This is a genomic window from Tropicimonas isoalkanivorans (assembly GCF_900112335.1).
Lineage (GTDB): Bacteria > Pseudomonadota > Alphaproteobacteria > Rhodobacterales > Rhodobacteraceae > Tropicimonas > Tropicimonas isoalkanivorans.
Map to the genome: position 1 here is coordinate 61,345 of NZ_FOLG01000005.1, position 25,660 is coordinate 87,004.

Annotated in this window: 20 protein-coding genes; 10 read left to right on the forward strand and 10 right to left on the reverse strand. The window is 63.7% G+C overall.

Going from position 1 to position 25,660, the window contains the following annotated elements:
- Positions 1-14 precede the first annotated feature (14 nt).
- Both BM075_RS10500 and rsmI read right to left on the reverse strand, forming a co-directional pair.
- Positions 15-368 carry a YraN family protein gene (locus BM075_RS10500; protein ID WP_093360637.1) on the reverse strand — a complete coding sequence of 118 codons (354 nt, stop codon included), beginning with the start codon at positions 366-368 and terminating at the stop codon, positions 15-17.
- Positions 368-1,258, reverse strand: coding sequence for a 16S rRNA (cytidine(1402)-2'-O)-methyltransferase (gene rsmI / locus BM075_RS10505; RefSeq protein WP_093360638.1), 891 nt, complete (start codon positions 1,256-1,258; stop codon positions 368-370). Before rsmI ends, BM075_RS10500 begins: the two co-directional genes overlap by 1 nt.
- Positions 1,259-1,352: 94 nt before the next feature.
- On the opposite strand from rsmI, the gene BM075_RS10510 reads away from it, so the two are divergent.
- From BM075_RS10510 to murJ, 3 genes are read left to right on the forward strand one after another with little or no spacing between them, the layout of a single operon-like run.
- Positions 1,353-2,522 carry a penicillin-binding protein activator gene (locus BM075_RS10510; RefSeq protein ID WP_093360808.1) on the forward strand — a complete coding sequence of 390 codons (1,170 nt, stop codon included), beginning with the start codon at positions 1,353-1,355 and terminating at the stop codon, positions 2,520-2,522.
- Positions 2,482-5,301, forward strand: coding sequence for a [protein-PII] uridylyltransferase (locus tag BM075_RS10515; RefSeq protein ID WP_093360639.1), 2,820 nt, complete (start codon positions 2,482-2,484; stop codon positions 5,299-5,301). The genes BM075_RS10510 and BM075_RS10515 overlap by 41 nt, the downstream gene beginning before the upstream one ends.
- Complete coding sequence (murJ, locus tag BM075_RS10520) at positions 5,298-6,848, forward strand: murein biosynthesis integral membrane protein MurJ (RefSeq protein ID WP_093360640.1); 1,551 nt, start codon at positions 5,298-5,300, stop codon at positions 6,846-6,848. The genes BM075_RS10515 and murJ overlap by 4 nt, the downstream gene beginning before the upstream one ends.
- Positions 6,849-6,942: 94 nt before the next feature.
- Here murJ and BM075_RS10525 read toward each other — a convergent pair whose 3' ends face one another.
- From BM075_RS10525 to BM075_RS10555, 7 genes are all read right to left on the reverse strand, one after another.
- Complete coding sequence (locus BM075_RS10525) at positions 6,943-8,469, reverse strand: UxaA family hydrolase (protein ID WP_093360641.1); 1,527 nt, start codon at positions 8,467-8,469, stop codon at positions 6,943-6,945.
- A 169-nt stretch (positions 8,470-8,638) separates the two neighbouring features.
- Positions 8,639-9,478 (reverse strand): inositol monophosphatase family protein, encoded by an 840-nt coding sequence (locus BM075_RS10530; protein WP_093360642.1) that lies wholly within the window; start codon positions 9,476-9,478, stop codon positions 8,639-8,641.
- Between the two features lie 111 nt (positions 9,479-9,589).
- A complete protein-coding gene (locus tag BM075_RS10535; protein WP_093360643.1) occupies positions 9,590-10,930 on the reverse strand; it encodes an NAD(P)/FAD-dependent oxidoreductase in 1,341 nt (446 codons plus the stop codon).
- Complete coding sequence (locus BM075_RS10540; RefSeq protein WP_093360644.1) at positions 10,927-11,742, reverse strand: ABC transporter permease; 816 nt, start codon at positions 11,740-11,742, stop codon at positions 10,927-10,929. The genes BM075_RS10535 and BM075_RS10540 overlap by 4 nt, the downstream gene beginning before the upstream one ends.
- Complete coding sequence (locus tag BM075_RS10545; RefSeq protein ID WP_093360645.1) at positions 11,739-12,635, reverse strand: ABC transporter permease subunit; 897 nt, start codon at positions 12,633-12,635, stop codon at positions 11,739-11,741. Before BM075_RS10545 ends, BM075_RS10540 begins: the two co-directional genes overlap by 4 nt.
- A 4-nt stretch (positions 12,636-12,639) precedes the next feature.
- The gene (locus BM075_RS10550; protein WP_093360646.1) at positions 12,640-13,788 is read right to left on the reverse strand and encodes an ABC transporter ATP-binding protein; all 1,149 of its coding nucleotides are present in this window, start codon (positions 13,786-13,788) and stop codon (positions 12,640-12,642) included.
- A gap of 69 nt (positions 13,789-13,857) precedes the next feature.
- A complete protein-coding gene (locus BM075_RS10555; protein ID WP_093360647.1) occupies positions 13,858-14,943 on the reverse strand; it encodes a polyamine ABC transporter substrate-binding protein in 1,086 nt (361 codons plus the stop codon).
- Between the two features lie 166 nt (positions 14,944-15,109).
- Between BM075_RS10555 and BM075_RS10560 the strand changes: the two genes are divergently transcribed.
- From BM075_RS10560 to BM075_RS10575, 4 genes are all read left to right on the forward strand, one after another.
- On the forward strand, positions 15,110-15,778 hold the full coding sequence (locus BM075_RS10560; RefSeq protein WP_245758814.1) for a GntR family transcriptional regulator: 669 nt from the start codon (positions 15,110-15,112) through the stop codon (positions 15,776-15,778).
- A 134-nt stretch (positions 15,779-15,912) separates the two neighbouring features.
- Complete coding sequence (locus BM075_RS10565) at positions 15,913-17,283, forward strand: glutamine synthetase family protein (RefSeq protein ID WP_093360649.1); 1,371 nt, start codon at positions 15,913-15,915, stop codon at positions 17,281-17,283.
- A 13-nt stretch (positions 17,284-17,296) separates the two neighbouring features.
- The gene (locus BM075_RS10570) at positions 17,297-18,688 is read left to right on the forward strand and encodes an aspartate aminotransferase family protein (RefSeq protein WP_093360650.1); all 1,392 of its coding nucleotides are present in this window, start codon (positions 17,297-17,299) and stop codon (positions 18,686-18,688) included.
- 7 nt (positions 18,689-18,695) lie between these two features.
- Complete coding sequence (locus BM075_RS10575) at positions 18,696-20,000, forward strand: NAD(P)/FAD-dependent oxidoreductase (protein ID WP_093360651.1); 1,305 nt, start codon at positions 18,696-18,698, stop codon at positions 19,998-20,000.
- A gap of 71 nt (positions 20,001-20,071) precedes the next feature.
- On the opposite strand, the gene proS is transcribed toward BM075_RS10575, so the two are convergent.
- Positions 20,072-21,412, reverse strand: a complete 1,341-nt coding sequence (gene proS / locus BM075_RS10580; protein ID WP_093360652.1) for a proline--tRNA ligase — start codon at positions 21,410-21,412, stop codon at positions 20,072-20,074.
- A gap of 168 nt (positions 21,413-21,580) precedes the next feature.
- On the opposite strand from proS, the gene BM075_RS10585 reads away from it, so the two are divergent.
- The 3 genes from BM075_RS10585 to BM075_RS10595 all read left to right on the forward strand — a co-directional run bounded on the left by BM075_RS10585 (position 21,581) and on the right by BM075_RS10595 (position 25,632).
- Positions 21,581-22,705: an AI-2E family transporter gene (locus BM075_RS10585; RefSeq protein WP_093360653.1), complete on the forward strand. Its 1,125-nt coding sequence runs from the start codon at positions 21,581-21,583 to the stop codon at positions 22,703-22,705.
- Positions 22,705-23,385, forward strand: coding sequence for a P-loop NTPase family protein (locus tag BM075_RS10590; protein WP_093360654.1), 681 nt, complete (start codon positions 22,705-22,707; stop codon positions 23,383-23,385). The genes BM075_RS10585 and BM075_RS10590 overlap by 1 nt, the downstream gene beginning before the upstream one ends.
- 72 nt (positions 23,386-23,457) lie before the next feature.
- Positions 23,458-25,632, forward strand: a complete 2,175-nt coding sequence (locus BM075_RS10595) for an RNA degradosome polyphosphate kinase (RefSeq protein WP_093360655.1) — start codon at positions 23,458-23,460, stop codon at positions 25,630-25,632.
- Positions 25,633-25,660 lie beyond the last annotated feature (28 nt).

Below are 25,660 nucleotides of genomic sequence, written 5' to 3' on the forward strand. Positions count from 1 at the left end.
GCAACGGCCTGTTTTCAGCAGCCGAACGCGTTCTCGATGACTTGAAGTTGCCCTTGGCCGTCGACTAAGGCCACGTCGAAACGCACGTCCGTGAGCTGCCCCCGGGGCATGCGCCCCAGGTAGTCCGACGCGGATGCGAGGATGCGTTCCATCTGCCGGCGGCTGACGCGCTCAGAGGCCCGGGCGAAATCGCGGGCCTTCTTCACTTCGACAAAGATCAGGCCGTCGCCATCCCTGACGATCAGGTCGATCTCACCGCCCTGCCCGCGCCATCGGCGCTCTGCGACCGGCCTGCCAGTCCGGGCATAATGCTTCTCGACAATCCCCTCTGCGGCCAAACCCGCATGATAGGACACAGATCCACTCATCACTCCTCCGTTCCGCCTTTTCGCAACTGCAACGCCCTTTGGTAAGCCTCCCGACGGGCGACCCCGAATTGCGCCGCGACCTCCGCCGCCGCCTCCTTGACCGACAACCTTTCCAGCGCATCCTTTAGCGCCGCGTCCACGTCGGCTGGCTCCGCCGACGTCCGGCGCATCCGGTCGACCACGAGGACGATCTCCCCCCGCGGGGCGGTCTCGGCAAGCCGTGCGATCAGGTCATCTATCGTGCCGCGCAGAACCTCCTCGAACCGCTTCGTCATTTCGCGACACAGCGCTGCTTGCCTGTCGCCTCCGAAGATTGGACTCATTTCCGCTAACAATCGGCTAACGCGCTTGGGGGAATCGAACAGCACGAGCGTCGCATCGGAGGCTGCCATCCCCTCCAGCCATTTCTTCCGGGCCCCCGCGGCGGCGGGAGGAAACCCCGCGAAGAGGAACCGGTCGCTCGGCAACCCAGACAAAGTCAGCGCCGTCAGCACAGAGGACGGCCCCGGCGCACATGTCACGAACAGCCCCGCATCGATTGCGGCGCGCCCAAGCTGGTAGCCGGGGTCCGCGACCAGCGGCGTGCCCGCTTCCGAGGCGTAAGCCACTGACTTGCCCTCCTCTACCATCCGCAGCAATCGGGGGCGTTGGGCCGCGCCATTGTGATCGTGATAGGCGACCAGCGGGCGGCCACCGATCGGTACGCCGTGGAGCTCCATCAGGTGGCGAACCGTTCTCGTGTCCTCGGCGGCGATCACGTCGGCGGAGGCCAGGATATCGAGCGCCCGAAGCGTGATGTCCCGCGCCGTTCCGATAGGCGTGGCGACGAAGTGGAACCCGGCGGGCAGGTCCACGATCTTGAACACCGCAGGATGGTCCGTGTCAGACATTTACTTGCCGCCCTCCAAGCCTTACGGTCTGCCGGCAAACTCCGCCCCCGGCTCGAGCCATCGCCGATAGACCATGAAGAGCGAGATTTACACCATGTTCTCAGCATTTAGAAATCCCCTTGTGACGGCGCGACGGGGGCTCGCTCTCGCTGCGGCCCTGTTCGTGGCCGGGTGCGACACCGTGCCGACGGCGGGCGGAGGGCCGCGAATCGATGCCGGTCAGCCCGTCACCGTTGCGCTGCTGGTTCCCGGGGGGAGCGGCGGGGACGCGGTCGTCTCCCGCAGCCTCGAAAATGCGGCGCGCATGGCCATTACGGATCTCAATGGTACCAACATCGACCTGCGCACCTACACCACTGGCGGCAACGCCGATGGTGCCGCCGCCGCCGCCACGCGCGCGGCAGGGGATGGGGCGAAGATCATTCTCGGGCCACTCTATTCGGAAGCCGCGAACGCCGCAGGCCGCGCCGTGGCCAGCCGCAACGTAAACGTGCTCTCCTTCTCCAACAACACCGCCATCGCGGGCGGCAACGTTTTCGTCCTCGGGAATACCTTCGACAACACCGCCAATCGCCTGGCCCGCTACGCGGCATCCCATGGGCGTGGCGACATCTTTGTCGTGAACGCCCGCAGCACCGCCGAGGAAGTTGGGCGGGACGCCATCCTGCGCGCGATCAACAGCAGCAGCGCCCGTCTGGCGGGCAACGCGTCCTTCGATTTCTCGCAGCAAGGAATTATCGCCGCAGTCCCGCAGATCGGCCAGCAGGTGGAAGCGAGCGGCGCCAACGCGATCTTCTTCACCTCGGACAACGACGGCGCGATGAGCTACCTGGCGCAGCTTCTGCCGGAAAACGGCATCGGCGCGCCGAACCAGCAGTTCATCGGCCTCACCCGGCTCGACATCCCGCCGGCCGCCCTGTCTCAACCGGGACTGCAAGGTGCCTGGCTCGCGCTCCCCGATCCGGGGCTCAACGCCAACTTCCGCAGCCGCTACGCCGCCGCCTATGGGTCCGAACCGCACCCGCTTGCCGGCCTTTCCTATGACGGGATCGCCGCAATCGGCGCCCTCATCGAACGCGGCCGGTCCGATGCCCTGTCCCGCTCCGCGCTCACGCAAGGCTCCGGTTTCGTCGGCGTGAATGGCATCTTCCGGCTCAAGTCGGACGGAACCAACGAGCGTGGCCTTGCGGTCGGGCAGATCCAGAACAATCAGGTAAGCATCATTGACCCCGCCCCGAGAAGTTTCGGCGGTTTCGGCTTCTGAGCCGCCGCCTCCTCCCATCGTTGCGACACCGCCAGTCGATCTGATCCGGCCGGCGCAGGATATCTTCGACGCAGCCGGTCTCCCTGACCGGCTCGCCGAAGCCGTGAAAGGGCGCGAAGGCACCGGCCGGCGCGCCCGCGCCACAGAGATCCTGTCCGAGACGCTCAGTCATGGCCGCGCCGCCATCGAGGAGGCGTTCGCCCGCTCCCCGAGGGCGTCGCGACAGCTCGTGCATTCCTACGCATGGCTGACCGACTGCATCGTCCGCAGCGCGCACTGGACCGCCACGACCCTGCTGGCGGACACGAGCCCGAACGACAAGAACGGCGGCTTTGCGATCATCGCCGTTGGCGGATACGGCCGTGCCGAGATGGCGCCGTTTTCCGATGTCGACCTGCTGTTCCTGTGCGAGTCCCGTATCAGCCCGGAAGTCGAACGGATCGTCGAAGAAGTTCTCTATATCCTATGGGATCTTCGGCTGAAGGTGGGGCATGCAACCCGCACCATCCGAGATTGCCTGAAGCTCGGTCGCGAGGACTACACGATCCGCACCTCGCTTCTGGAGATGCGGCATCTGGATGGAGATGCCGCACTCACCGAGACGCTGACGGAGCGGCTCTGGACGGAACTCTTCAAGGGGTCCCGCAAAGATTACGTCGAAGCCAAGCTTGATGAACGCGAACAGCGCCACAAGAAGCAGGGCGGACAGCGATACATGCTGGAGCCCAACATCAAGGAGGGCAAAGGCGGGTTGCGAGATCTGCAATCGCTGTTCTGGATCGCGAAATACGTCAACCGGGTGCAGTCTATCGAGGAACTCGTGGGGCTCGGCGTGTTCACCCCGGAGGAGTTCTGGGCGTTCGAACAGGCAGAGACGTTCCTATGGGCATGCCGGGCCCATCTGCATCTCGTCGCGGGCCGGGCGGTCGACCAGCTGACGTTCGACATGCAGGTGCCCGTTGCTGAGCGCCTCGGCTACAAGGACCACTCCGGGCGTCGGGCCGTCGAGCATTTCATGCAAGACTACTTTCGCCACGCGACGCAGGTTGGGGAACTCACCCGCATTTTCCTTACAGCTTTGGAGACAGCCCACGCCAAGCGGCCACCGATGCTGGCAAGCTGGCTGCGGCGGCGGCGAACCCACTTGCGCGAGGGGTACGAAATCCGTGGCGGCCGGCTCGCGATTGTCGACGACGTTGCGTTTCTGGCGGACAACCTCAATTTTCTCAGGCTGTTCGACGAAGCGTTGCGCACCGATACACTCATCCATCCGGAGTCCATGCGGCTGGTCTCGGCCAACTTGCACCGCGTCGACAACAAGATGCGGCGAGATCCGGAAGCGGCACGGATTTTCCTGCGACTGATGCTCGATCACGGGAACCCGGAGCGGGCACTTCGGCGCATGAACGAACTCGGTGTGCTTGCGGCCTTCGTGCCGGAGTTCGAACCCATCGTGGCGATGATGCAGTTCAACTTCTATCACGCCTACACGGTGGACGAGCACACCATCCAGTGCATCCGGGTCCTGGCCCAGATCGAACACGGAGAACTGGTGGAGGAATTGCCGGTTGCGTCCCGGATCCTTCGGAAAGGGGTCAATCGCCGCGTCCTCTACCTCGCGCTCTTCCTGCACGACATCGGAAAGGGCCGGGACGAGGACCATTCGATTCTCGGCGCGCGCATCGCCCGTCCCGTCTGCCAGCGGCTCGGTCTTGATGAGGACGAGGTGGCCACTGTCGAATGGCTTGTGCGCTACCATCTGGTGATGTCGGACATGGCCCAGAAACGGGATATCTCCGATCCGCGCACCGTGCGCGACTTCGCCAAAATCGTGAAGAACCGCAAGCGGCTGGACCTGCTAACCGTTTTGACTGTCTGCGATATCCGCGGGGTCGGACCGAACGTCTGGAACAACTGGAAGGCGCAACTGCTCCGCTCCCTGCACCGCCAGACCGCCGACGCGCTGGAGAACGGCCTCGAGGAGCTGAACCGCGAAAACATCGGCGAAGAGGCCCAGGCCGCGTTGCGCAAGGCTCTGTCCGACTGGCCGCCGGAAGAGGTCAACGCCGAAATCGAACGGCACTACCCGCCCTACTGGCAGGGGCTGCACACCGACGCTCACGTGGTCTTCGCCCGACAGTTGAAAGATCTGCCGACGGACGAGATCCGCATCGACCTCACGCCCGACGTGGAACACGACGCCACGCGGGCTTGCTTCGCGCTTGCCGACCATCCGGGGATTTTCTCCCGGCTCGCCGGGGCGTTGGCGCTGGTGGGCGCGAACGTTGTGGATGCGCGCACCTACACCACGAAGGATGGTTTCGCGACTGCGATCTTCTGGATACAGGACAGCGAAGGCGCGCCCTACGAGTCTGGCAAACTGCCGCGCCTGCGGCAGATGATCGACAAGACCCTGAAGGGCGAAGTCATTCCCGGCCAAGCCCTCGAAAAACGCGACAAGCAAAAGCGGCGGGAGCGTGACTTCCGCTTTCCCACGTCGATCCACTTCGACAACGACGGCTCGGAAATCTATACCATCATCGAGGTGGACACCCGGGACCGCCCCGGTCTCCTCTACGATCTCACGCGGACGCTGGCGAACGCCAACATCTATATCGCCTCGGCCGTGATCGCGACCTACGGGGCGCAAGTGGTCGATACCTTCTACGTGAAGGATATGGTCGGACTGAAAATCTACTCGGACTCGAAGCGCCGCTCGCTTGAGAAGAAGCTGGTCAGCGCGATCGAACGCGGGGCGGAAAGGGCCAGAACCGAATGAAACCGATCCGCCTGATGGCGGGCTTCCTGACGGTCGGGTTCTGGACGCTGATGTCACGGATCCTCGGGTTCGTGCGCGATATCTTCATCGCCGCGACCCTTGGCGACGGGCCGGTGGCGGAGGCCTTCCTGATCGCGTTCAGCCTGCCAAACATGTTCCGCCGTTTTTTTGCGGAAGGTGCGTTCAACATGGCGTTCGTGCCCATGTTCTCCAAGAAGCTGGAGCGAGATGAGAACGCGCAGGAGTTCGCACAGAACGCGTTCAATGGCCTTGCGACGGTGCTCATCGGCTTTTCGCTGCTGGCGCAAGTCGCGATGCCGTGGCTGGTGCTGGCCATGGCCTCCGGCTTTGCGGCGGACGAGCGGTTCGGCATGGCGGTCCATTTCGGGCGGATCGCGTTTCCCTACATCCTCTTCATCTCGCTGGCGGCCCTGCTGTCCGGCGTCTTGAATGCGACTGGCCGTTTCGTCGCGGCCGCGGCGGCGCCGGTCCTGCTGAATGTCATCCTTGTCAGCGCCATGCTACTGGCGAAGGCGAGCGGCGGCGATTTCGGCACTTTCCTCGTCTGGGCCGTACCGCTCGCGGGAACAGCCCAGCTTGCCCTCGTCTGGTGGGCGGCGGCACGGGCGGGCTTCCGCCTGACGCTGGGCTGGCCGCGCCTGACACCCGAGATGCGCCGCCTTGCCCGTATTGCGGGCCCGGCGATGCTCGCTGGCGGCGTGGTGCAGGTGAACCTGTTGGTGGGGCGGCAGGTCGCGAGCTATTTCGATGGCGCGATCCAGTATCTCAATTTGGCGGACCGCCTCTACCAACTTCCCCTGGGGGTTGTGGCCATTGCTATCGGCGTCGTCCTGCTGCCGGACCTCTCGCGCCGGCTCGCCGGCGGAGACACTGCGGGCGGTCGGGACGCCTTGAACCGCGCCGCCGAATTCGCGCTTCTGCTCACCCTCCCCGCCGCGGCAGCGCTGATCGTGATCTCAGACCCCATCGTCTCGGTGCTGTACCAGAGGGGCGCGTTTGGGCCGGAAGCGGCCGAACGCACGGCGCTCGTCACCGCGATTTACGGCGCCGGCCTGCCTGCGTTCGTTCTGCAAAAAGTGCTGCAGCCGCTTTATTTTGCCCGCCACGATACCCGAACACCCTTCAATTACGCGCTGGTGGCCATGGTTCTGAATGCCGTCATCGCGATCGGCGGGGCGTTCCTGATCGGCTTCTACGCCGCCGCTTGGGCCACGACGCTGGCGGGATGGGCGATGGTGGTCTTGCTGTGGGCGGGGTCCAGAGGCATGGGCGAGGCGGCCGCGCTTGACGCGAGGCTCAAACGGCGCATCTGGCGGATCGTTTTGGCCTGTGTGGTGATGGCCGGCTGCCTGTTGGGAACGCGGACTTTGCTTGGCGAGTCGCTGTACGAGCCCGGCCTCCGCTACGCCGCTCTTGGGGCGTTGGTCGGCGTCGGCATACTGAGCTATTTCGCTGCCGCCCACCTGCTCGGCGCGACCCACCTTGGGGAGATACGTCGGGCGATGCGGCGGCAGCCGTCAACCTGACAGGGACGGGGCGCTCCCGCCCGCCCGCGCCACATCAAAGATGTGACCCGGCCCGTTGGGCCACGCCGCGCGCTTTCGCGCGCGGCGGTGCGTCTCACATGACAGCGCCCACCTGCCAGGGGATGAACTCGTTGTCGCCAAACCCCAGGTCCTCGCTCTTCGTCCGTTTTCCAGACGCCACGTCCAGCATTTCCTGAAAGATCTGCTCGCCCATCTCCTCGACGCTCACGCCGTCGCTGACAATCACGCCACAATTAATGTCCATGTCGTCAGACATGCGGGCGAACATTTCGGAATTGGTGGCGAGTTTCATGGAGGGCGCCGGCTTGTAGCCGAAGACAGATCCGCGCCCTGTGGTGAAACAGACCAGGTTGGCCCCGGATGCCACCTGCCCCGTGATGGAGGCTGGATCATAGCCGGGGCTGTCCATGAAGACGAAGCCGGGCGTGGTGACGCGCTCGGAATACTCATAGACGCCCGTGAGGTTCGTCGTCCCGCCTTTCGCCGCGGCGCCGAGGGACTTCTCGAGGATCGTCGTCAAACCGCCAGCTTTGTTGCCGGGGCTGGGGTTGTTGTCCATCACGCCCTTGTTCCGCGCGGTGTAGTCCTCCCACCAGCGGATGCGCTCCAGAAGCTTCTCGGCGATCTCCGGCGTTTCGGCGCGGCGGGTCAACAGGTGCTCTGCGCCGAAGATCTCAGGTGTTTCGGCCAGGATTGCCGTGCCCCCGTGCCGCACCAGCTGGTCCGCGGCGTTCCCGAGAGCCGGGTTGGCGGTGATCCCGGAATAGCCGTCGGAGCCGCCGCATTGCAAGGCAACGGACAAATGCTCCGCGCTGACGGCCTCGCGGCGGCAGGCGTCGGCCGCAGGCAGCATGGCCTCGATGCGACGGACGGCCTCCTCCACCGTCTTGCGCGTGCCGCCGGTTTCCTGGATTGTCATCCGCTGGAACCGCTCCCCTTCTTTCAGGCCGTAGGTCTCCATCATCAGGCTGATCTGCATCACCTCGCAGCCCAGCCCGATCACCAGCACGCCGGCGAAATTCGGATGCGCGGCATACCCCGCAAGGGTCCGCTGGAGCATCCCGAACCCTTCGCCGTCCATCGCCATGCCGCAGCCCGTCCCATGGGTGAAGGCCGCCACGCCGTCCACGTTCGGGAATGCTGCGAGCCGCTCTGGGGTGAAATGCGCCGCCGCCATTCGTGCGACTGTTGCGGAGCAATTCACCGTCGTCAGGATGCCGATGTAGTTTCGCGTGCCGACGCGGCCGTCCGGGCGCTTATACCCCATGAACTGCGCCCGTTCGGAGGCGGGGACGAAGTCGGTCGGTTGGGCCCCGGCGCAAGGTTCCGGATCGCGCTCGAAGTCTGCGCGGTAGGCGCAGTTCTGCGTGTGAACGTGGTCGCCCGCAGCGATTGGAACGGACGCGAAGCCGATGACCTGGTTGTACTTCCGAATTGCATCGCCTTGGGCAATCTCGCGCGTGGCGATCTTGTGCCCTCTTGAAACGGCCTGAGAAACGGTCAGCCCGTCCACTGTGTCTCCAGCCTCAAACGCGCGCAAAGCCATGCGGACGTTGTCTTCGGAGTGCAGCAGGATCGTATCGGAGGAAGTCTTGGCCATGGATCGCCCCTATGTGAATTCCGGCATATTAGATGCTAGTTGATGGTTTTTGAAGTGCCTCTAGTCGCGCAAATCGGCTGGCCGAATGGCATCGGCCAGCCCCTCCGGTCGGGTTTGAATGTAAATGAAGGCTATTCCAGCCGGCGCGACCGAGCCGAAAACGTGCGCCTCAGGCGCCGTCGCACATCCAAGCCAGTTCCGCTTGCATCCGATCCATCGTTTCGGCGTCACGGGCCGAGAGCATGTAGCCCTTGTGGATCGTCGGCGCATAGGATCGCCCGCCCAGCAAGCGCACCACGCCGCCCGCCTCCTCAACCGCGAGGGCGCCTGCGGCGTGATCCCACGGCATCAGCTTGGGATCGAAGCTGAAGTCCCCCACACCGAAACACATCATGCGATACGTGTGGCAGGCGCAACGAAGGTCGAGCACCCTGCCCTGCCGCAACAGGTCCAGTTGCGCCCTCTCCTGCATATGCTTGGGCAGCATAGCGGGCGCGCCGAAGCCGCCAAAGTCGGTCGCCTCCCGTGGCCCGTCAATCCGCAGCTGCCGTTCCGTTCCGTTCGCAGTGCAGAACCAGGTGCCGCCACCCCGCCGGGTCAGGATCCAGTCGTCGTTTACCGGGTCGTACAGCACGCCGAAAACCGTCTCGCCCCCGCTGGTCACCGCGAGAAGCACGCCGAATGTCGACAGCCCCTTGGCGTAATTCCACGTGCCGTCGATGGGGTCGATGATCACCGCGGTCTCCGCCGCGGCGATACGGTCGAGAAGGGCTGGCGTCTCGGCGACGGCCTCTTCGCCGATCACTTCCGCATGTGGAAGGATCTTTTTCGCAGCGGCGGAAATAAGCACCTCAGACCGGCGGTCAGCGACAGTGACGAGGTCGTCGGCGCTCGCCTTGGAATCGATCGCATCGGCATCCAGATTGCGGAACCTAGGAAGGATCTCTGTCCTCGCAGCGTCTCGTATGGCGTCGATCAGGGCGGCTTCCTGCTCTCGGTTGGGACTCATGAAACCTCTCCTGTTCGTTCCGGTATTGGGGCCTCCTATACCCTCTCCTGGACGCGCGCGTCAGGGGGCAGCCGCATCATACCTGCCTTGCCGGCCGGACGTTGAGCGGTTTCAGCGGGAATCGAGCAACCGATACCAGCGGTTCACGAATGGCAGGACCATACGTCGATGCTGGCCGAACGGAATGCGCCTCGGCTCGCGGCGCATCAACTCCGGATAGGGTCGGCGTTCGGGCTGACCTAGGGCGAGGCCGGCGAGAATGGTACCGGCGTAGCTGCCCATTGCCACTCCGTTGCCGTGGTAGCACATGGCGGCATAGGCGTTCTCCATCCCTCCCATCGGCCCCGCGAACGGTGTGAAATCGCGCGATATGGCGACAAGGCCCGACCAGAAAAAGGGCGTTTCGACATGCCGCCACGCCGGGAAGATCCGGTCGAAATCCGCTCGCGCCATGGCCCGGATGCCCGCATGCGCGGCCTCGGTCGCCCGCACGGCGCCGCGCAAGCCAAAGAGCATTCGTCGGTCCGGCATCAAGCGAAAATAATGCAGCAGGTTGCGGGTGTCGTAGCACATCTGGTGCGACGTCCATCCCTGCGCGGCCAGTTCCTCCTCGGTCAGCGGGCGCGTGACAAGGATGTTGGACTGGACAGGCATGTAGCGGCCCGCCATCCAATCCGGCAGGTCCTCGGAGCTATACCCGTTTGTGGCCATCAGCAGGGTGCGGGCGGTGATTGTGCCGTGCGGAACCTGCAACCTCCAGCGCCCGTTCCGGCGTGCAATCGCCGTGACCGGGGAACTGCCGAAGATCCTGGCTCCGGCCGAGATTGCTGCCTGCTCCAGCCCGAGGGCGTACTTCAACGGGTTCAGAGCGAAACCGATTGGCGTGGTGATGGCGCCGTGGAACTCCGAACTCGCCATTCCGTTCTCGGCCAGCCCATCGGCTGGAATGACCTCGCATTTCACGCCGTACCTGGCGTTGATCTCCCGCGCCTTCTGCTCAAGGGTCGCAACGTCCACGCTTCTGTGGGCAAGCATGGTCTCGCCCTTGGAGTGGGTGTCCGCCGCGATGCCATGGCGTTCCAGCCGCTCGGCCACCGTCTCCACCGCCAGCCGCTCCGCGTCGAAAAAGGAACGCGCCTCAGACGGCCCGTACCGCCGTTCCAGCGTGCCGGCGTCCAGTTTCGCCCCGCCGAGACAGCAAAACCCGCCGTTGCGGCCGGAGGCACCCCAAGCGGGATGCTTCGCATCTACCAGCACCACGTCCGCTCCCGCCTCCGCAAGGTTCAACGCGGCGGAGAGTCCGGTGTAGCCGCCGCCGACGACCGCGACATCGCAGGACAGCGACCCCTCGACGAACGGCAACGCACCCTCGTCCTTCGGAACCGTGGTATTCCAGAAATTGCCCTCAATAGGGCGCGGCCCGTAGGCCATTGGCTCATAGACCCGTTTCATCCCTGCATCGCCGCGCGTTCTTCACGCGCCTGCCGCGCGATGGCCCGCTTGGAGACCAGCGACGTCGCGATGACTCCGACCGCGACAATGGAAATCATGATTGTGGAAAGCGCGTTGATTTCCGGGCTGACACCGAGCCGAACCGAGGAAAAGATCTTGATCGGCAGCGTGGTGGAACTTGGGCCGGCGGCGAAGGACGCGATGACGAGGTCGTCGAGCGACAGGGTGAACGCGAGCAACCAGCCCGAGATGACGGCCGGCAGGATGATGGGCAGCGTCACGAGCCGGAATGCCTCGAAGGGTGTGCACCCAAGGTCCAGCGCCGCTTCCTCGACGGAGGTGTCGAAACTCACCAGGCGGGAAGAGACCACGACCGAGACGTAGCACATCGAGAACGTGCTGTGGGCCAGAACGATGGTGAAAATACCCCGGTCGAGGTTGATGGAAATGAAGAGCAGCAACAGCGACAGGCCGGTGATGACCTCCGGCATGACGAGCGGCGCATAGATCATCCCGGAGAATAGCGTTCGGCCAAAGAACCGCCCTCCGCGCACCAGGACATAGGCTGCCATCGTTCCCAGCAGCGTCGCGATGGTCGATGACGCGAGCGCCACTTTCAATGTGACCCACGCCGCATCGAGGAACGCCTCGTTTCGGAACAGTTCGCCATACCAACGGGTGGAGAATCCCGCCCACACCGTCACCAGCTTGGAGGCGTTGAAGGAGAAGACGACGAGGATCAGCATCGGCACATAGAGGAACGCGAAGCCAAGCGTCAGCGAGACGGTGTTAAACCAGGTCAGACGCCTCATCTGTCCGCCTCCTGCTGGCGCTGCTGCTGCCGCTGGAACAGGATGATCGGCACGATCAGGATCGCAAGCAGAACCACCGCGACAGCCGAGGCGACCGGCCAGTCGCGGTTGGAGAAGAATTCTTCCCACAGCACCTTGCCGATCATCAGAGTCCCGGAGCCGCCCAGGAGCGAAGGGATCACGAATTCACCGAGCGCGGGGATAAAGACGAGGAAGCACCCCGCGATGACACCCGGTCGCGACAGCGGCAGCGTCACCAGCCAGAAAGCGCCGGAACGGGTGCAGCCAAGATCCTCCGCGGCCTCCAGAAGCGAGCCATCGAGCTTCTCCAGAGTGGCGTAGATCGGCAGGATCATGAATGGCAGGTACGTGTAGACGATACCGATATAGACCGCCGAGTTGGTGTTCAGGATCGTCAGCGGCTCCGAAATCACACCCATCCAGAGCAGGACCTGATTGAGGAACCCCTCGTTCGACAGGATGCCCATCCAGGCGTAGACGCGGATCAGGAAGCTGGTCCAGAACGGCAAGATCACCAGCATCATCAGCGTCGGCCGCCACTCGTCGGGCGCGTTGGCCATGCCGTAGGCGATGGGGAACCCCACCAGCAGCGTCAGGATAGTTGAGATGACAGCAATTTGCAGGCTGGACAGGTAGGCCTTCCAGTAAAGGTCGTCCTGCGTGAGCCAGACGTAATTCTCGAAATCGAGTTGGGAGAGGAAGTCCTTGAATCCCGCCCACCCGGCGGAGAAATCCAGCGTCGGGGTATAAGGTGGAATCGACAATTCCACGTCCGACAGGGAGATCTTGAAGACGATAAGGAACGGCACCAGGAAAAGTGCCAGCAGCCACATGTAGGGGACGAGTATCAGGAATGCCCTGCGGAAGTTCATGGGGCTACTCCGTCAGGACGACGCCAGCGGACTCGCGCCACCAGAGCCAGACCTGATCGTCCCAGGTGAACTTTCGCTTCTCGATCCGTCGGGTGTTGGCCGTCTGCGCCTTGAAGATTTCGCCAGTCGGGATCTGCACGTGGTAGGTGGAGATGTTGCCGAGGTAGGCGATGTCGATGATCTTGCCCTGCATGATATTGGACTTGCCCTCGGGATGCTCCCGGGAGATGTGCACCTTCTCGGGCCGGATCGCGAACGTGCAGCGTGTGCCGTCCGCGATGGGCACCATCGGCGTGCCGACGATCGGCGGCTTGCCTTCAGCCCAGTGAATCTCGATCTTTCCGTCCGTGTGGTGGGCGGTGGCGTTGCCTTCCACTAGGTTCACGTCGCCGATGAAGTCCGCCACGTAGACGGAGTTCGGTGTCTCGTAAATCCGGTCGGGCGTGTCGACCTGCACCATCCTGCCGTGATCCATCACCGCCACGCGGGAGGCCACGGTCATCGCCTCCTCCTGGTCGTGGGTGACAATGACAAAGGTGGTGCCAGTCTTCTCCTGAATTTCCATCAGCTCGAACTGGGTGTCGGTCCGAAGCTTCTTGTCGAGCGCACCGAGTGGCTCGTCCAGAAGCAGCAGCTTCGGCGCCTTCGCGAGGCTGCGGGCGAGCGCCACCCGCTGCCGCTGACCGCCGGAAATCTGATGCGGCTTGCGCTTGGCGAATTTCTGGAGCTGAACCAGCCGGAGCATCTCCTCCACCCGGGCCGCGATCTGATCCTTCGGCAACTTGTCGCGCTTCAGGCCGAAGGCGATGTTGTCCCAGACCGTCAGGTGCGGAAACAGCGCGTAGGACTGGAACATCATGTTCACCGCCCGCCTGTTCGGCGGCACCGATCCAATGTCCTTGCCGTCGAGCAGGATGTAGCCTTCGGTCGCCGACTCGAACCCCGCAAGCATTCGCATAAGCGTGGTCTTGCCGCAGCCGGACGGCCCGAGAAGGGCGAAGAACTCCCGCTCGTAGATGTCGACCGTCAGGTTGTCGATGGCGGTGAAGTCCCCGAAACGCTTGGTGACGTTCTGGAACTGGATCAGCGGGCGCGCGGCGGGATCTTTCCACGGCGCGAAGACGGACGGGCCGGAAGGCGCGGGTTCAGACATCTGCGTCCTGTGCTGGGAGAAAGGGAAAAGAGACCTCGCGCGCCCTGGCGCGCGAGGCCGACCGATGGATCAGGTGCCGGACTTGATCTTGGTCCAGAGCCGGGTCACGACGCGCTGCACCTTCGCCGGATAGGGCGTGGTGGTGAACAGGTTGTTCAACGTCTCCTCGTCCGGGTAGATCGCCGGATCGCCGATCACGTCCTCCACCAGGTACTCTTGCGAGGCCTTGTTGCCGTTCGCGTAGTAGACATAGTTCGACGCCGCGGCCATGTTCTCTGCATCCAGGATGAAGTTCAGGAACGTGTGCGCGCCATCCGGGTTCGGCGCGTCGGCAGGGATCGCCATCATGTCGAACCACATCTGTGCGCCTTCCTTCGCCGCATGGTAGGCGATCTCGACGCCATTGTCGGCCTCTGCCGCCCGGTCCCGCGCCTGCAGGATGTCACCCGACCAGCCCACGGCCACGCAGATGTCGCCGTTGGCAAGCGCGTTGATGTACTCGGAGCTGTGGAACTTCTGGATGTAGGGGCGGATCGGCATGAAGACCTCTTCCGCCTTGGCGATCACATCGGGATCGTGGCTGTCCGGGTCCTCGCCGATGTACTTGAGCGCCATGGGGATCATCTCGGCCGGCGCGTCGAGGAAATGCACGCCGCATTCGGCGAGCTTCTCCATGTTCGCGGGATCGAGGACGAGGTCGAGGCTGTCGATCGGGGCGTCCTCGCCCAGGATCTCCTTTACCTTGTTCACGTTCGCGCCGATGCCGGTCGTGCCCCACATGTAGGTGATGGCGTATTCGTTGCCCGGATCGTATTGCGCGGTCCGCTCAGAGATGACGTCCCAGAGGTTATCCCAGTTCGGCAGCTTGGACTTGTCCAGCTTCTGGAACGCTCCGGCCGCGATCTGGCGCTGCAGGAACGTCCCGCTCGGCACCACCACGTCATAGCCGGACCCGCCGGCCAGCATCTTGGTCTCCAGCACCTCATTGGAGTCGAATACGTCGTAGACCAGGTCCAGCCCAGTCTCCTCCTCGAACTTCGTCAGAAGGTCTTCGTCGATGTAGTCCGACCAGTTGTAGACGCGGACCTCTTCGGCAACGGCGGCTGTGGCTCCCATGGAGACCGTCAGCAGCAGCGTCGCAATACCCTTAGTCATTCCGTCTTCCCCTGTTGGTTTTGTTTGCCCGTTCTTGGTGTGCGTTGTAATTTGATCAAACGTTGCACTTCAGCGCAAGCTTCCCGCACGGTGGCCGAATTGCAAGCCCGCGTTTTAGACCCCCTGCCGGCGCCAGGCCGCCGTGATCAAGAAAAAGGCAAGGCTCGTGACCACGCAAGAGGCAAAGACACCCGAACACGAAGCGATCTACCAAAAGATTCGTGACATGATCCTGTTCGGAGAGGTCGCACCGGGCGAGCCCCTGACCATCCAGGGACTTTGCGGCCGTCTCGGTGCAGGCATGACGCCCGTGCGCGAAGCGATCCGCCGGCTGACTGCCGAAGGGGCGCTCACCGCCCTCGGGAACCGCCGCCTCTGTGTGCCGCGGATGACACTCAACCATTTGGAACAAATAGGCTTTGCTCGACGCGCCATCGAGCCGGAATTGGCGCGCCGCGCTGCTGAAAGAGCCGATGACACGCTCATCCTGGACCTACGCGCAATCGACGCCCGGCTCGATCTCGCCATCGCGCGTGGCGACGTCCAAGGATACCTGGAGCAGAATTTCCGGTTCCACTTCCGCCTCTACGAGCATGCCGGTGCAGACGTCCTTCTGGCGCTTGCGAGCGGATTGTGGACCCGCGTCGGACCGTCCCTGCGCATTGTGTGTGGACGCTTCGGCACCTCGAATCTGCCCGATCAGCACGATGCGGCCCTCGACGCCCTCGAAAGCGGCGAAGAGCATAAAGTTTCGGCAGCGATGGAAGAGGATATCGGCCAAGGGCTCGAGCAGATTCGCCTTTCGCTCGACGAAGTCGAGTCCGAAACTGCCTGAGACGGCTCGCGTTGACACGCGACAGAATTTGATCATAACTCGCAGCAACTCCGGAAACGCGCGCACCTGGCGCCGGCGCGACCCCGGTGCCGCGCCGCCCGCACACACCTGACGAGCCAAAGGACGCTTTCACCATGCCGAGATTTACGACCAACTGGATCGGCAACCTTCCCCAGGCCTTCCTCACCCATCTTGGGGACCGGCGGCTGGAGGAGGTGGAGGCGATCATCCCCGACATCGTCGGTATGTCCCGAGGCAAGGCGATGCCGCACCACAAGTTCAAGCCGGACGAGACGTTCTATCTGCCGATCTCGCTCTTCTATCAGACGATCTCCGGCGAATACGTCGACATGGACATCCCCGATCAATGGTTGGAGAAGGACATCGTCTTGCGCCCGGACATGACGACAGCGACGGCAGTGCCCTGGGCCGAGGACGCGACGGTGCAGGTGATCTGTGACCTCGAAACGCGGGAAGGCGAACCCCTCGGGATCGCGCCACGGAACGTGCTGAAGCGCGTCCTGAGCTTCTATGCCGAACAGGGTTGGAAGCCGGTGGTGGCACCGGAGCTGGAATTCTACCTCACCAAGCCGAACACCGACCCCAACGAGCCCATCGAACCGCCCTTGGGCCGAACCGGACGGAAGGGCGCGAGCCGGCAGGCCTTTTCGATGGTCGCCGTCGACGAGTATGGCGAGGTCATCGACATGATCTACGACTATGCCGAGGCTCAGGGCCTGGAGATCGACACAGTGATCCAGGAAGGCGGCGCCGGACAGATCGAGATCAACCTGATGCACGACGATCCGCTGAAGCAGGCGGACCAGGTCTTCTATTTCAAGCGGACGATCCGTGAAGCCGCACTCAAGAACGGCGTTTTCGCGACCTTCATGGCCAAGCCGATGCGCGACGAGCCCGGCTCGGCGATGCACATCCACCAAAGCGTGGTGGATACGAAAAACCGCAACATCTTCTCGACCAAGGACGGCAAGGAGACCGACGCCTTCCATCACTTCATCGGCGGCAGCCAGAAGCACCTGATGTCGGTTGTGCCCTTGCTGGCGCCCTATGTGAATTCCTTCCGCCGCTTTAATGCGGAGGGGATGAGCGCGCCCACCAATCTGGAATGGGGCAGCGACAACCGCACCACGGGGCTACGCATCCCGAACTCTCCACCCGAAGCGCGACGTGTCGAAAACCGGGTGATCGGGATCGACTGCAACCCCTACCTGGCCATCGCGGCGAGCCTTGCATGCGGATACCTCGGCATGATGGAGCGCATCGCCCCACGGCCAGCCGCGGTTCACGAGGTCTTTCAGAGTGACAGCCGCCTGCCGGGAGACCTTGGCGCCGCACTCCAACTTTTCGACGATGAACACCCGGTGCGCGACGTGCTCGGGCGGGATTTCTGCTCGCTCTACTCGGACATCAAGCACGCCGAACACGACGAATACAAACGCGAGATATCCCCCTGGGAACGCCAGCACCTGCTGCTGAACGCTTAAAAAGGACTGCCCGATGAACCTGATTTCCAACTTCCCGCCCACGGCAGAACTGCAGGCGCTGGACGCGGCCCATCACATGCACCCTTTCACCGACGGCGCGGAACTGGCGGCAAAAGGAGCGCGGATCATCACCCGCGCCAAGGGCGTGACACTCACTGACAGCGAGGGTGAGGAGATCCTCGATGCAATGGCCGGCCTGTGGTGCGTCAACATCGGCTACGGCCGGGACAGCATGGCCGAGGCGGCCGCGCGCCAGATGCGGGAACTGCCGTACTACAACACGTTCTTCCAAACGAGCCACGTGCCCGCCATCGAGCTGGCACGAAAGTTGGCGGAAATCGCTCCGGGCGATCTGAACCACGTCTTCTACGCCTCGGGCGGGTCGGACGCGAACGACACTAATGTGCGCCTCGTCCGGCACTATTGGGCGGCGAAAGGCAAGCCGGAGAAGAAGGTCATCATCAGCCGGAAGAATGCCTACCACGGCTCCACGATGGCCGGGGCTTCGCTTGGCGGGATGACGGGAATGCACGCCCAGGGCGGACTGCCGATTCCGGACATCGTGCATATCGGCCAGCCGCATTGGTACGCGGAAGGCGGGGACATGACGCCCGAAGAGTTCGGACGTGCCCGCGCGCGGGAGTTAAAAGCGAAGATCGAGGAACTGGGGGAAGACAAGGTTGCGGCGTTTATCGCCGAGCCGATCCAAGGGGCTGGCGGCGTCATCATCCCGCCGGACAGCTACTGGCCCGAGATCCAGCGCATCTGCGACGCCCATGCCATCCTGCTGATCGCGGATGAGGTGATCTGCGGTTTCGGCCGGACCGGCCAGATGTTCGGCAGCCAGTCCTACGACATTTGCCCCGACATCATGACGGTCGCAAAGGGTCTCAGCTCCGGCTACATCCCCATTGGCGCCTCGATCGTTTGCGACGAGGTGGCAAACACGGTGGCGGAGGCCGGCGACTTCAACCACGGCTACACATATTCCGGCCACCCCGTCGCTTGCGCCGTGGCGTTGGAGAACCTCCGCATTCTCGAAGACGAGAAACTGGTGGAGAACGTGGCCTCCGGGACCGGCCCCTATCTGGCGGAAAAGTGGCGTCAACTCGCCGAACATCCGCTGGTGGGAGAGGCCGTGATCCGCGGGTTCATGGGCTCGCTTGCCCTCACCCCGGACAAGGCCGCCCGCGCACCCTTTGCGGCCGAGACGGGCACTATCGGCCTGATCGCGCGAGGGCACTGCTTCGAAAACAACCTCGTCATGCGCCATGTTGGCGACCGCATGATCATCGCGCCGCCGCTGATCCTGACCAAGTCAGACGTCGACGTGCTGATTGAACGGGCCGTTCGGGCGCTGGACCTGACACTCGCCCGGATCAAGGACGAAGGTCTGTACCGGTAACACACTGATGGATCTGCTGACTGCCAACGATCGCCCCGGCGAATACCCCCAGTCGTACTACGCCGCCCATGCCAAGCCCCTGCCCCCCTTCCCCGCAGCGGAAGGGGACGTGCGGTGCGACGTGTGCGTCGTGGGCGGCGGCTTCACCGGGCTCAGCGCAGCGTTTCACCTGGCGGAACGCGGTTTCAACGTTGTGCTTCTCGAAGCGCAGCGCGTCGGTTTCGGCGCATCTGGCCGCAATGGCGGACAGGTTTGGGCCGGTCAGCGCATGGACCAAGACGCGCTGGAGGCCGCTCAGGGCCACGACGACGCCCGAACCCTTTGGGACATCTCGCTGGACGCCGTTGACCTTGTGCGGAAACTTACCGCGCGGCCGGAGATGGAGGGCTGCACGTATCATGCGGGGCTGATCCACGCCGATCACCGGGCCCGTTTTGTGCCGGAGACACAGGCCTATGTCGAAACCCTGCGGGAGCGGTACGACTATCGCCATGTGCGGTTCCTCGGCCGCGAGGAGATCCGTAGTATCATCGGCACGGACGCTTACCACGGTGGCTTTCTCGATACGAATTCCGGCCATCTTGACCCGCTGCGCTTTGCCTTGGGCCTTGCCCGCATGGCCGCGAGCGCGGGTGTCCGGATTTTCGAGCGGTCAAAGGTAACTGGCCTGGAGCCCGGCGCGCCCGCCCGACTGCGGACGGACAGCGCGACCGTCACCGCCGATCACGTGGTTTTGGGGTGCAATGGCTATCTGGGCGATCTTGACCCGCACGTCGCCGCCCGGGTCATGCCGATCAACAACTTCATTGTCGCGACGGAGCCGATGACGGCCGAACAGCAGGCAAGCATCATCCGAGGCGGCTACGCTGTGGGCGACAGCAGGTTCGTCGTCAACTATTACCGCTTCTCGGAAGACCGCCGGCTACTCTTCGGCGGAGGAGAGAACTACAGCTACCGCTTCCCGACCGACATCCGAAAGAAGGTTTCGAAGCCGATGCTGGAGCTGTTTCCCCATCTGAAGGATACCAAGCTGGACTACGCCTGGGGTGGCACGCTCGCAATCACCATGAACCGGATGCCGCATTTTGCGCGCCGCGCGGGGAACGTTCTCAGCCTTTCGGGATACTCCGGGCACGGTGTGGCCATGGGAACGCTCGCCGGACAGATCGCGGCGGAGGCGATCGCAGGCCAGGCGGAGCGCTTCGACGTGATGGCACGCGTCCCGACCCCGCGGTTCCCCGGCGGCAGCAGCCTGCGCAGCCCGCTTCTGGCGCTCGCAATGCTCTGGTATTCCCTTCGCGACCGAATCTGAAAACGGAAACCACGGCCAGGCCTCTCGGCGACGCAAAGCTGACCAGTTCGCGCCGCCGTGCGAGCAGGGGATCAGATGCCGGCGTAGATCTCCGCCACCCGCGCGACCGCGGCTTCCGGCGTCATCTCCTCGCTTTCGCCGGTGCGACGGCAGGTCAGTTCGACCACGCCGTTCTTCAGCCCGCGCGGACCGACCGTGATCCGCCAAGGCAGGCCGATCAGATCCATCGTGGCGAACTTTGCCCCAGCGCGTTCCTCCCGATCGTCGTAGAGCGGGTCGAGACCCTTTGCGCGCAACGCCTTGTAGAGATCTTCGCAGGCGCCGTCGGCAGCAGCGTCACCCTGCTTTAGGTTGACGATGCCACAATGGAACGGCGTCACGCCCTCGGGCCAGATAATCCCGTTCTCGTCGTGGTTGGCCTCGATCAACGCCCCGACGAGACGGCTGACGCCGATGCCGTGCGAGCCCATATGCACCGGCACACGCTCGCCGCCCTGTGTGGCAACGGTCGCTCCCATCGGCTCGGAATACTTAGTGCCGAAATAGAAGATCTGCCCCACCTCGATGCCGCGCGCCTCCCGGCGGCGCGCCTCCGGCACCTGCTCCTGAAACACTGCTTCGTCGTGGGTATCGTCCGTGCGGGCGTAGCGGGATGTGAATTCCTCCAACACACCTTGGCACTGCTCGACGCTGTCGTAGTCGATATCCCGGTCGCCGAACCTGAGGTCGGTGATCTCGCTGTCGTAGAACACCCCGCTTTCGCCGGTATCGGCCAGAACCAGAAACTCGTGTGTATCGTCGCCGCCAATCGGCCCGCTCTCGGCACGCATGGGAATGGCCTGCAGCCCCATCCGCTCGTAGGTACGCAGGTAGCTCACCAGGTGGCGGTTGTAGGCGTGCAGTGCATCCTCGCGGGTCAGGTCGAAGTTGTATCCGTCCTTCATCAGGAACTCGCGGCCGCGCATCACGCCGAAGCGGGGGCGGACCTCGTCGCGAAACTTCCACTGGATATGGTAAAGCGTGAGCGGCAGATCCTTGTAGCTGCTCACATGGCTACGGAAGATGTCGGTGATCATCTCCTCGTTGGTGGGCCCATAAAGGATGTCCCGGTCATGGCGGTCGCGGATGCGCAGCATCTCCGGCCCGTAGGCGTTGTAGCGCCCCGATTCCTGCCACAGGTCGGCCGGCTGGAGAGTCGGCATGAGAAGAGGGATGTGGCCGGCGCGCTGCTGCTCTTCATGCACGATCTGCTCGATCCGCCGCAGCACCCGGTAACCGAGCGGCAGCCAGGAATAGATGCCGGCCGCCTGCTGTCGGATCATCCCGGCGCGCAGCATCAGGCGGTGGCTGGCGATCTGGGCGTCCGCGGGGGTCTCCTTGAGGACGGGCAGGAAGTAGCGGCTCAGGCGCATGTCTCGATTCCCTCGTGTCGTTCCGCTCTCCGTTACGCAAAGGCCGGGGGGTTTTCCACCCCCCGGACCCCCTGGAGGGTATTTTCGCCAACAAGATGAGGCTGGCGCGGTGACCGGCTTGCAAAGTGGCGCCGGCTGGGCGAAACCTCAGCCGGAAAAGGAGATTGCATGTCCCTTCCCGTTCGCACCCAGGTGAAAGTCTGGTCTGCCGTGGCGCTGGCATTTTTCGTCGTGCTCTGGTTTCTGGGCGACGTGCTATTGCCATTCGTGGTCGGCGCGGCCATTGCCTATCTGCTCGATCCGATCGCGGACTGGTTCGAAAGCCACGGCCTGTCGCGGGCGATCTCCGTGTCGATCATCACCCTCGGCGGGTTTCTTTTCTTCTTCCTTCTGTTCCTGCTCGTCATTCCCACGCTGGCGGAAGAAGCGACGGCGCTCTTCCAGACAATTCCGGAACTCGCGCTGCAATTTCAGGATTTTCTAACCGCCAGGCTGCCGTCCCTCGTGGATGCCGAGTCGATGATCCGGCGATCTCTTGCCTCCGTCGGGTCGGCCATTTCGTCGAAGGGGACGGAGCTGTTGCAAGGCGCGTTCGCGTCGTTCAGCGGGCTGGTCAACGTGCTGACCCTGCTCGTCATCGTGCCGGTCGTCTCTTTCTATCTTCTGCTGGATTGGGACAGACTGGTCGCCCGAGTGGACGACCTGTTGCCACGTGACCATGTCGACACCATCCGCAAGATCGCGCGGGAAATCGACGACACTCTCTCCGGCTTCATCCGCGGTCAAGGCCTCGTCTGCCTTCTGCTCGGCCTCTACTATTGCATCGGCTTGTTTCTGGTTGGGCTGGACTTCGGCCTTCTGGTGGGCGCCTTGGCGGGGTTGCTGACATTCATCCCGTATGTCGGCGCGCTGGTCGGCGGAATTCTCGCGATCGGTCTGGCCCTGTTCCAGTTCTGGGGCGACTGGACCATGATCGCCATCGTCGTCGCGATATTCTTCTCCGGGCAGTTTCTGGAGGGTAACGTTCTTACGCCGAAGCTGGTTGGCGAATCCGTTGGATTGCACCCGGTCTGGCTGTTGATGGCGCTGACGGTCTTTGGCGCGCTCTTTGGCTTCGTGGGGATGCTGGTTGCCGTGCCGCTCTCGGCGGTCATCGGCGTGATCGTCCGCTTCTTTGCCGAGCAGTACAAGAAGGGCAAGCTTTACCGAGGGCAGGCGGCGACGCGGGAAGAGGCCGCGGCCATGGCGCACGAGGCGGCGGAAACGCAGGACTCGCGCGCACCGACGGTCTGATGCCCGAGCAACTCAAGTTCAATCTGCCGGTTCGTTCTGCCACCGGCCGCGAAGATTTCTTCGTCGTCGACGCGAATGCGCTCGCCGTTGCAGAGATAGATCGCTGGCCGGACTGGCCGGTGCGCAAGCTGGCGCTGGTCGGCCCCGAAGGGTCCGGCAAGTCGCACCTCGCCCACGTCTGGGCCACGGAAGCCGGTGCGCGCATCGTGTCGGCGCGGGACCTCGCCCAGCAGGTGCCCGAGCCAGGCAATTTGGCGGTGGAAGACGTGCCGCAGATTGCCGGAGACGCTCAGGCGGAGACGGCGCTGTTTCATTGGCACAACCTCGTTCTGGCCGAAGGCGGCAGTCTGTTATTGACGGGGGACACCTCCCCTGCCCTCTGGCAGATCGCGCTGCCGGATCTCGCTAGCCGTATTCTCGGAACTCCCAGCGTGCGGCTGGAGCCCCCGGACGATCAACTCCTGCAAGCCGTTCTGCTGAAACTGTTTGCCGACCGTCAGATCGAGCCACAGCCAAGTCTTCTACCGTGGCTCCTCAGGCGGATGGACCGTTCGTTTGCCGCGGCCGGACGTATTGTGGCCGCGCTCGATGCCCATGCCCTTGGCACCGGGCGCCCGATCGGGCCGAAACTCGCGGCGGAGGTCTTGGAGCGCCTCGATGAGAGCGATAGACAGGCCTGAGATAGTTCCGCGCCGCATTCCCGCCGGCCAGCCGCCCTGGCCGGTCCCGGCACAGACCGACAGGCACCTTACATGACTCAGGCTGATTTCCTGAACTCCCCCCTTCCCGAGCCGGTGGAAATTCCGGCCGCGCATGTCACGGGCCCGAAACGCTTCTTCAACCGGGAATTGTCCTGGCTGGCGTTCAACTGGCGGGTACTCGAGGAAGCCATGAATCCGAAGGTTCCGCTGCTGGAGCGGGTACGGTTCGTGTCGATTTCAGCCACCAACCTGGACGAATTCTACACGGTCCGCGTGGCGGGCCTGCGGGAGCTGCACCGGGAAGGAAACCTGACCCCTGCGGCGGACGGCCTGACGCCGGGCGAGCAGTTGCTCGAGATCAACGACAACGCCCGCCGACTGCTGCGGGAGCAGCAGAACACATGGAATAAGCTGAAGCGGGATCTGGAGGCGGAAGGGATACGCCTTCTCACGCTTTCGAAGCTCACGGCGGAGGACAAGGCGCATCTGGAGAGGCACTTCCTCGCCCAGGTCTTCCCCGTGCTGTCGCCGCTGGCGATCGACCCGGCACATCCCTTCCCCTTCATTCCGAACACGGGCTTCTGCCTCGCGCTGCAGCTCCGCCGGGAGTCGGATGGCGTGTCGCGGCAGGCATTGCTGCCCATCCCGGCGCAAGTCGACCGTTTCATCGCCCTGCCCAGCAAGCGCCCCGAACATCGCTACCTGCCGTTGGAGGATCTGCTGATCCTGCACTTGGCCTCGCTTTTCCCCGGCTACAAGCTGGTGGGGCATTGCGCCTTTCGCGTGCTGCGTGACAGCGATCTCGAGGTCGAGGAGGAGGCAGAGGATCTGGTGCGCGAGTTCGAGGTGGCCTTGAAGCGCCGTCGCCGGGGCGAGGTCATCCGGATGAAACTCACCGCCGGCGCGCCAGAGAAGCTCAAGGCGACGATCATGGAGGAGCTCAACATCGCCGAAGCAGAGGTGGTGGAGGTCAAGGGCCAGCTCGGGCTTGCCGATCTGAAGGAGCTGGTGATCGACAGCCGCCCGGACCTCCTCTGGCCCAGCTTCACACCGCGAATTCCGGAGCGCGTGCAGGACCACGACGGCAACATGTTCGACGCTATCAAGCAGAAGGATATGCTGCTGCACCATCCGTACGAGACCTTTGACATGGTGGTGCGGTTTCTGACGCAGGCGGCAAGGGATCCGAATGTTTTGGCGATCAAGCAAACGCTCTACCGCACATCGAAGGATTCGCCCATCGTGGCTGCGCTGTGCGAGGCGGCGGAGGACGGCAAGTCGGTCACTGCGCTGGTGGAGCTGAAAGCGCGCTTCGACGAAGCCGCCAACATCCAGCAGTCCCGCAAGCTGGAGCGGGCTGGCGCGCACGTTGTCTACGGCTTCACGAACTACAAGACCCACGCCAAGATCAGCGCCGTTGTCCGGCGGGAGGGTGACCGGCTGGTCACCTACACCCACTACGGCACCGGGAACTATCACCCGATCACCGCGAAGATCTACACCGACCTGAGCTTCTTCACCTGCGACGAGGCGCTCGGGCGCGATGCGACCAAGGTGTTCAACTACCTCTCCGGCTATGCCCGCCCTGAGACGCTGGAGAACCTGGCGATTTCTCCCATTACGCTGAAGCCAAGACTGCTGGACCTGATCGGCCGCGAAGCGGAGCTGGCCCGCGCCGGCCGACCGGCGGAAATGTGGGCCAAGCTGAATTCGCTGATCGACTCGGAAGTGATCGACGCGCTCTACGATGCCTCCCGTGCCGGGGTGCGGATCGATCTGGTGATCCGCGGAATTTGCGGGCTTCGCCCCGGAATCAAGGGGCTGAGCGAGACGATCCGGGTCAAGAGCATCGTGGGTCGCTTTCTCGAGCATTCCCGCATCATTTGCTTCGGCAACGGCTCGGGTCTGCCGAGCAAGCGGGCGCGCGTGTTCATCTCGTCCGCCGACTGGATGGGGCGGAACCTGAACCGGCGGGTGGAAACGCTGGTGGAGACGACGAATCCTACGGTCAAGGCACAGATCATGAGCCAGATCATGGCCGCCAACATGGCAGACGAAGCGCAAAGCTGGGTCCTCAATCCCGACTTCAGCTACACACGCCACCCGATCGGGGAGGGAGATACCGGGTTCAATTGTCACAGGTTCTTCCTCGAGAACCCTTCGCTGTCTGGCCGCGGCTCGGCCGGTGCGGCCGATGTGCCGGAGTTGACCCACAGCAAGGATTGACCTTCGTCACCCGCGCTGCAAATAACCC

What these genes read in the sequence shown, in the direction of transcription:
- BM075_RS10500 (WP_093360637.1), bottom strand. Translation starts at nt 368, where the DNA reads ATGAGTGGATCTGTGTCCTATCATGCGGGTTTGGCCGCAGAGGGGATT.
- rsmI (WP_093360638.1), bottom strand. Translation starts at nt 1,258, where the DNA reads ATGTCTGACACGGACCATCCTGCGGTGTTCAAGATCGTGGACCTGCCC.
- BM075_RS10510 (WP_093360808.1), top strand. Translation starts at nt 1,353, where the DNA reads ATGTTCTCAGCATTTAGAAATCCCCTTGTGACGGCGCGACGGGGGCTC.
- murJ (WP_093360640.1), top strand. Translation starts at nt 5,298, where the DNA reads ATGAAACCGATCCGCCTGATGGCGGGCTTCCTGACGGTCGGGTTCTGG.
- BM075_RS10525 (WP_093360641.1), bottom strand. Translation starts at nt 8,469, where the DNA reads ATGGCCAAGACTTCCTCCGATACGATCCTGCTGCACTCCGAAGACAAC.
- BM075_RS10530 (WP_093360642.1), bottom strand. Translation starts at nt 9,478, where the DNA reads ATGAGTCCCAACCGAGAGCAGGAAGCCGCCCTGATCGACGCCATACGA.
- BM075_RS10535 (WP_093360643.1), bottom strand. Translation starts at nt 10,930, where the DNA reads ATGAAACGGGTCTATGAGCCAATGGCCTACGGGCCGCGCCCTATTGAG.
- BM075_RS10540 (WP_093360644.1), bottom strand. Translation starts at nt 11,742, where the DNA reads ATGAGGCGTCTGACCTGGTTTAACACCGTCTCGCTGACGCTTGGCTTC.
- BM075_RS10545 (WP_093360645.1), bottom strand. Translation starts at nt 12,635, where the DNA reads ATGAACTTCCGCAGGGCATTCCTGATACTCGTCCCCTACATGTGGCTG.
- BM075_RS10550 (WP_093360646.1), bottom strand. Translation starts at nt 13,788, where the DNA reads ATGTCTGAACCCGCGCCTTCCGGCCCGTCCGTCTTCGCGCCGTGGAAA.
- BM075_RS10555 (WP_093360647.1), bottom strand. Translation starts at nt 14,943, where the DNA reads ATGACTAAGGGTATTGCGACGCTGCTGCTGACGGTCTCCATGGGAGCC.
- BM075_RS10565 (WP_093360649.1), top strand. Translation starts at nt 15,913, where the DNA reads ATGCCGAGATTTACGACCAACTGGATCGGCAACCTTCCCCAGGCCTTC.
- BM075_RS10570 (WP_093360650.1), top strand. Translation starts at nt 17,297, where the DNA reads ATGAACCTGATTTCCAACTTCCCGCCCACGGCAGAACTGCAGGCGCTG.
- BM075_RS10575 (WP_093360651.1), top strand. Translation starts at nt 18,696, where the DNA reads ATGGATCTGCTGACTGCCAACGATCGCCCCGGCGAATACCCCCAGTCG.
- proS (WP_093360652.1), bottom strand. Translation starts at nt 21,412, where the DNA reads ATGCGCCTGAGCCGCTACTTCCTGCCCGTCCTCAAGGAGACCCCCGCG.
- BM075_RS10585 (WP_093360653.1), top strand. Translation starts at nt 21,581, where the DNA reads ATGTCCCTTCCCGTTCGCACCCAGGTGAAAGTCTGGTCTGCCGTGGCG.
- BM075_RS10590 (WP_093360654.1), top strand. Translation starts at nt 22,705, where the DNA reads ATGCCCGAGCAACTCAAGTTCAATCTGCCGGTTCGTTCTGCCACCGGC.
- BM075_RS10595 (WP_093360655.1), top strand. Translation starts at nt 23,458, where the DNA reads ATGACTCAGGCTGATTTCCTGAACTCCCCCCTTCCCGAGCCGGTGGAA.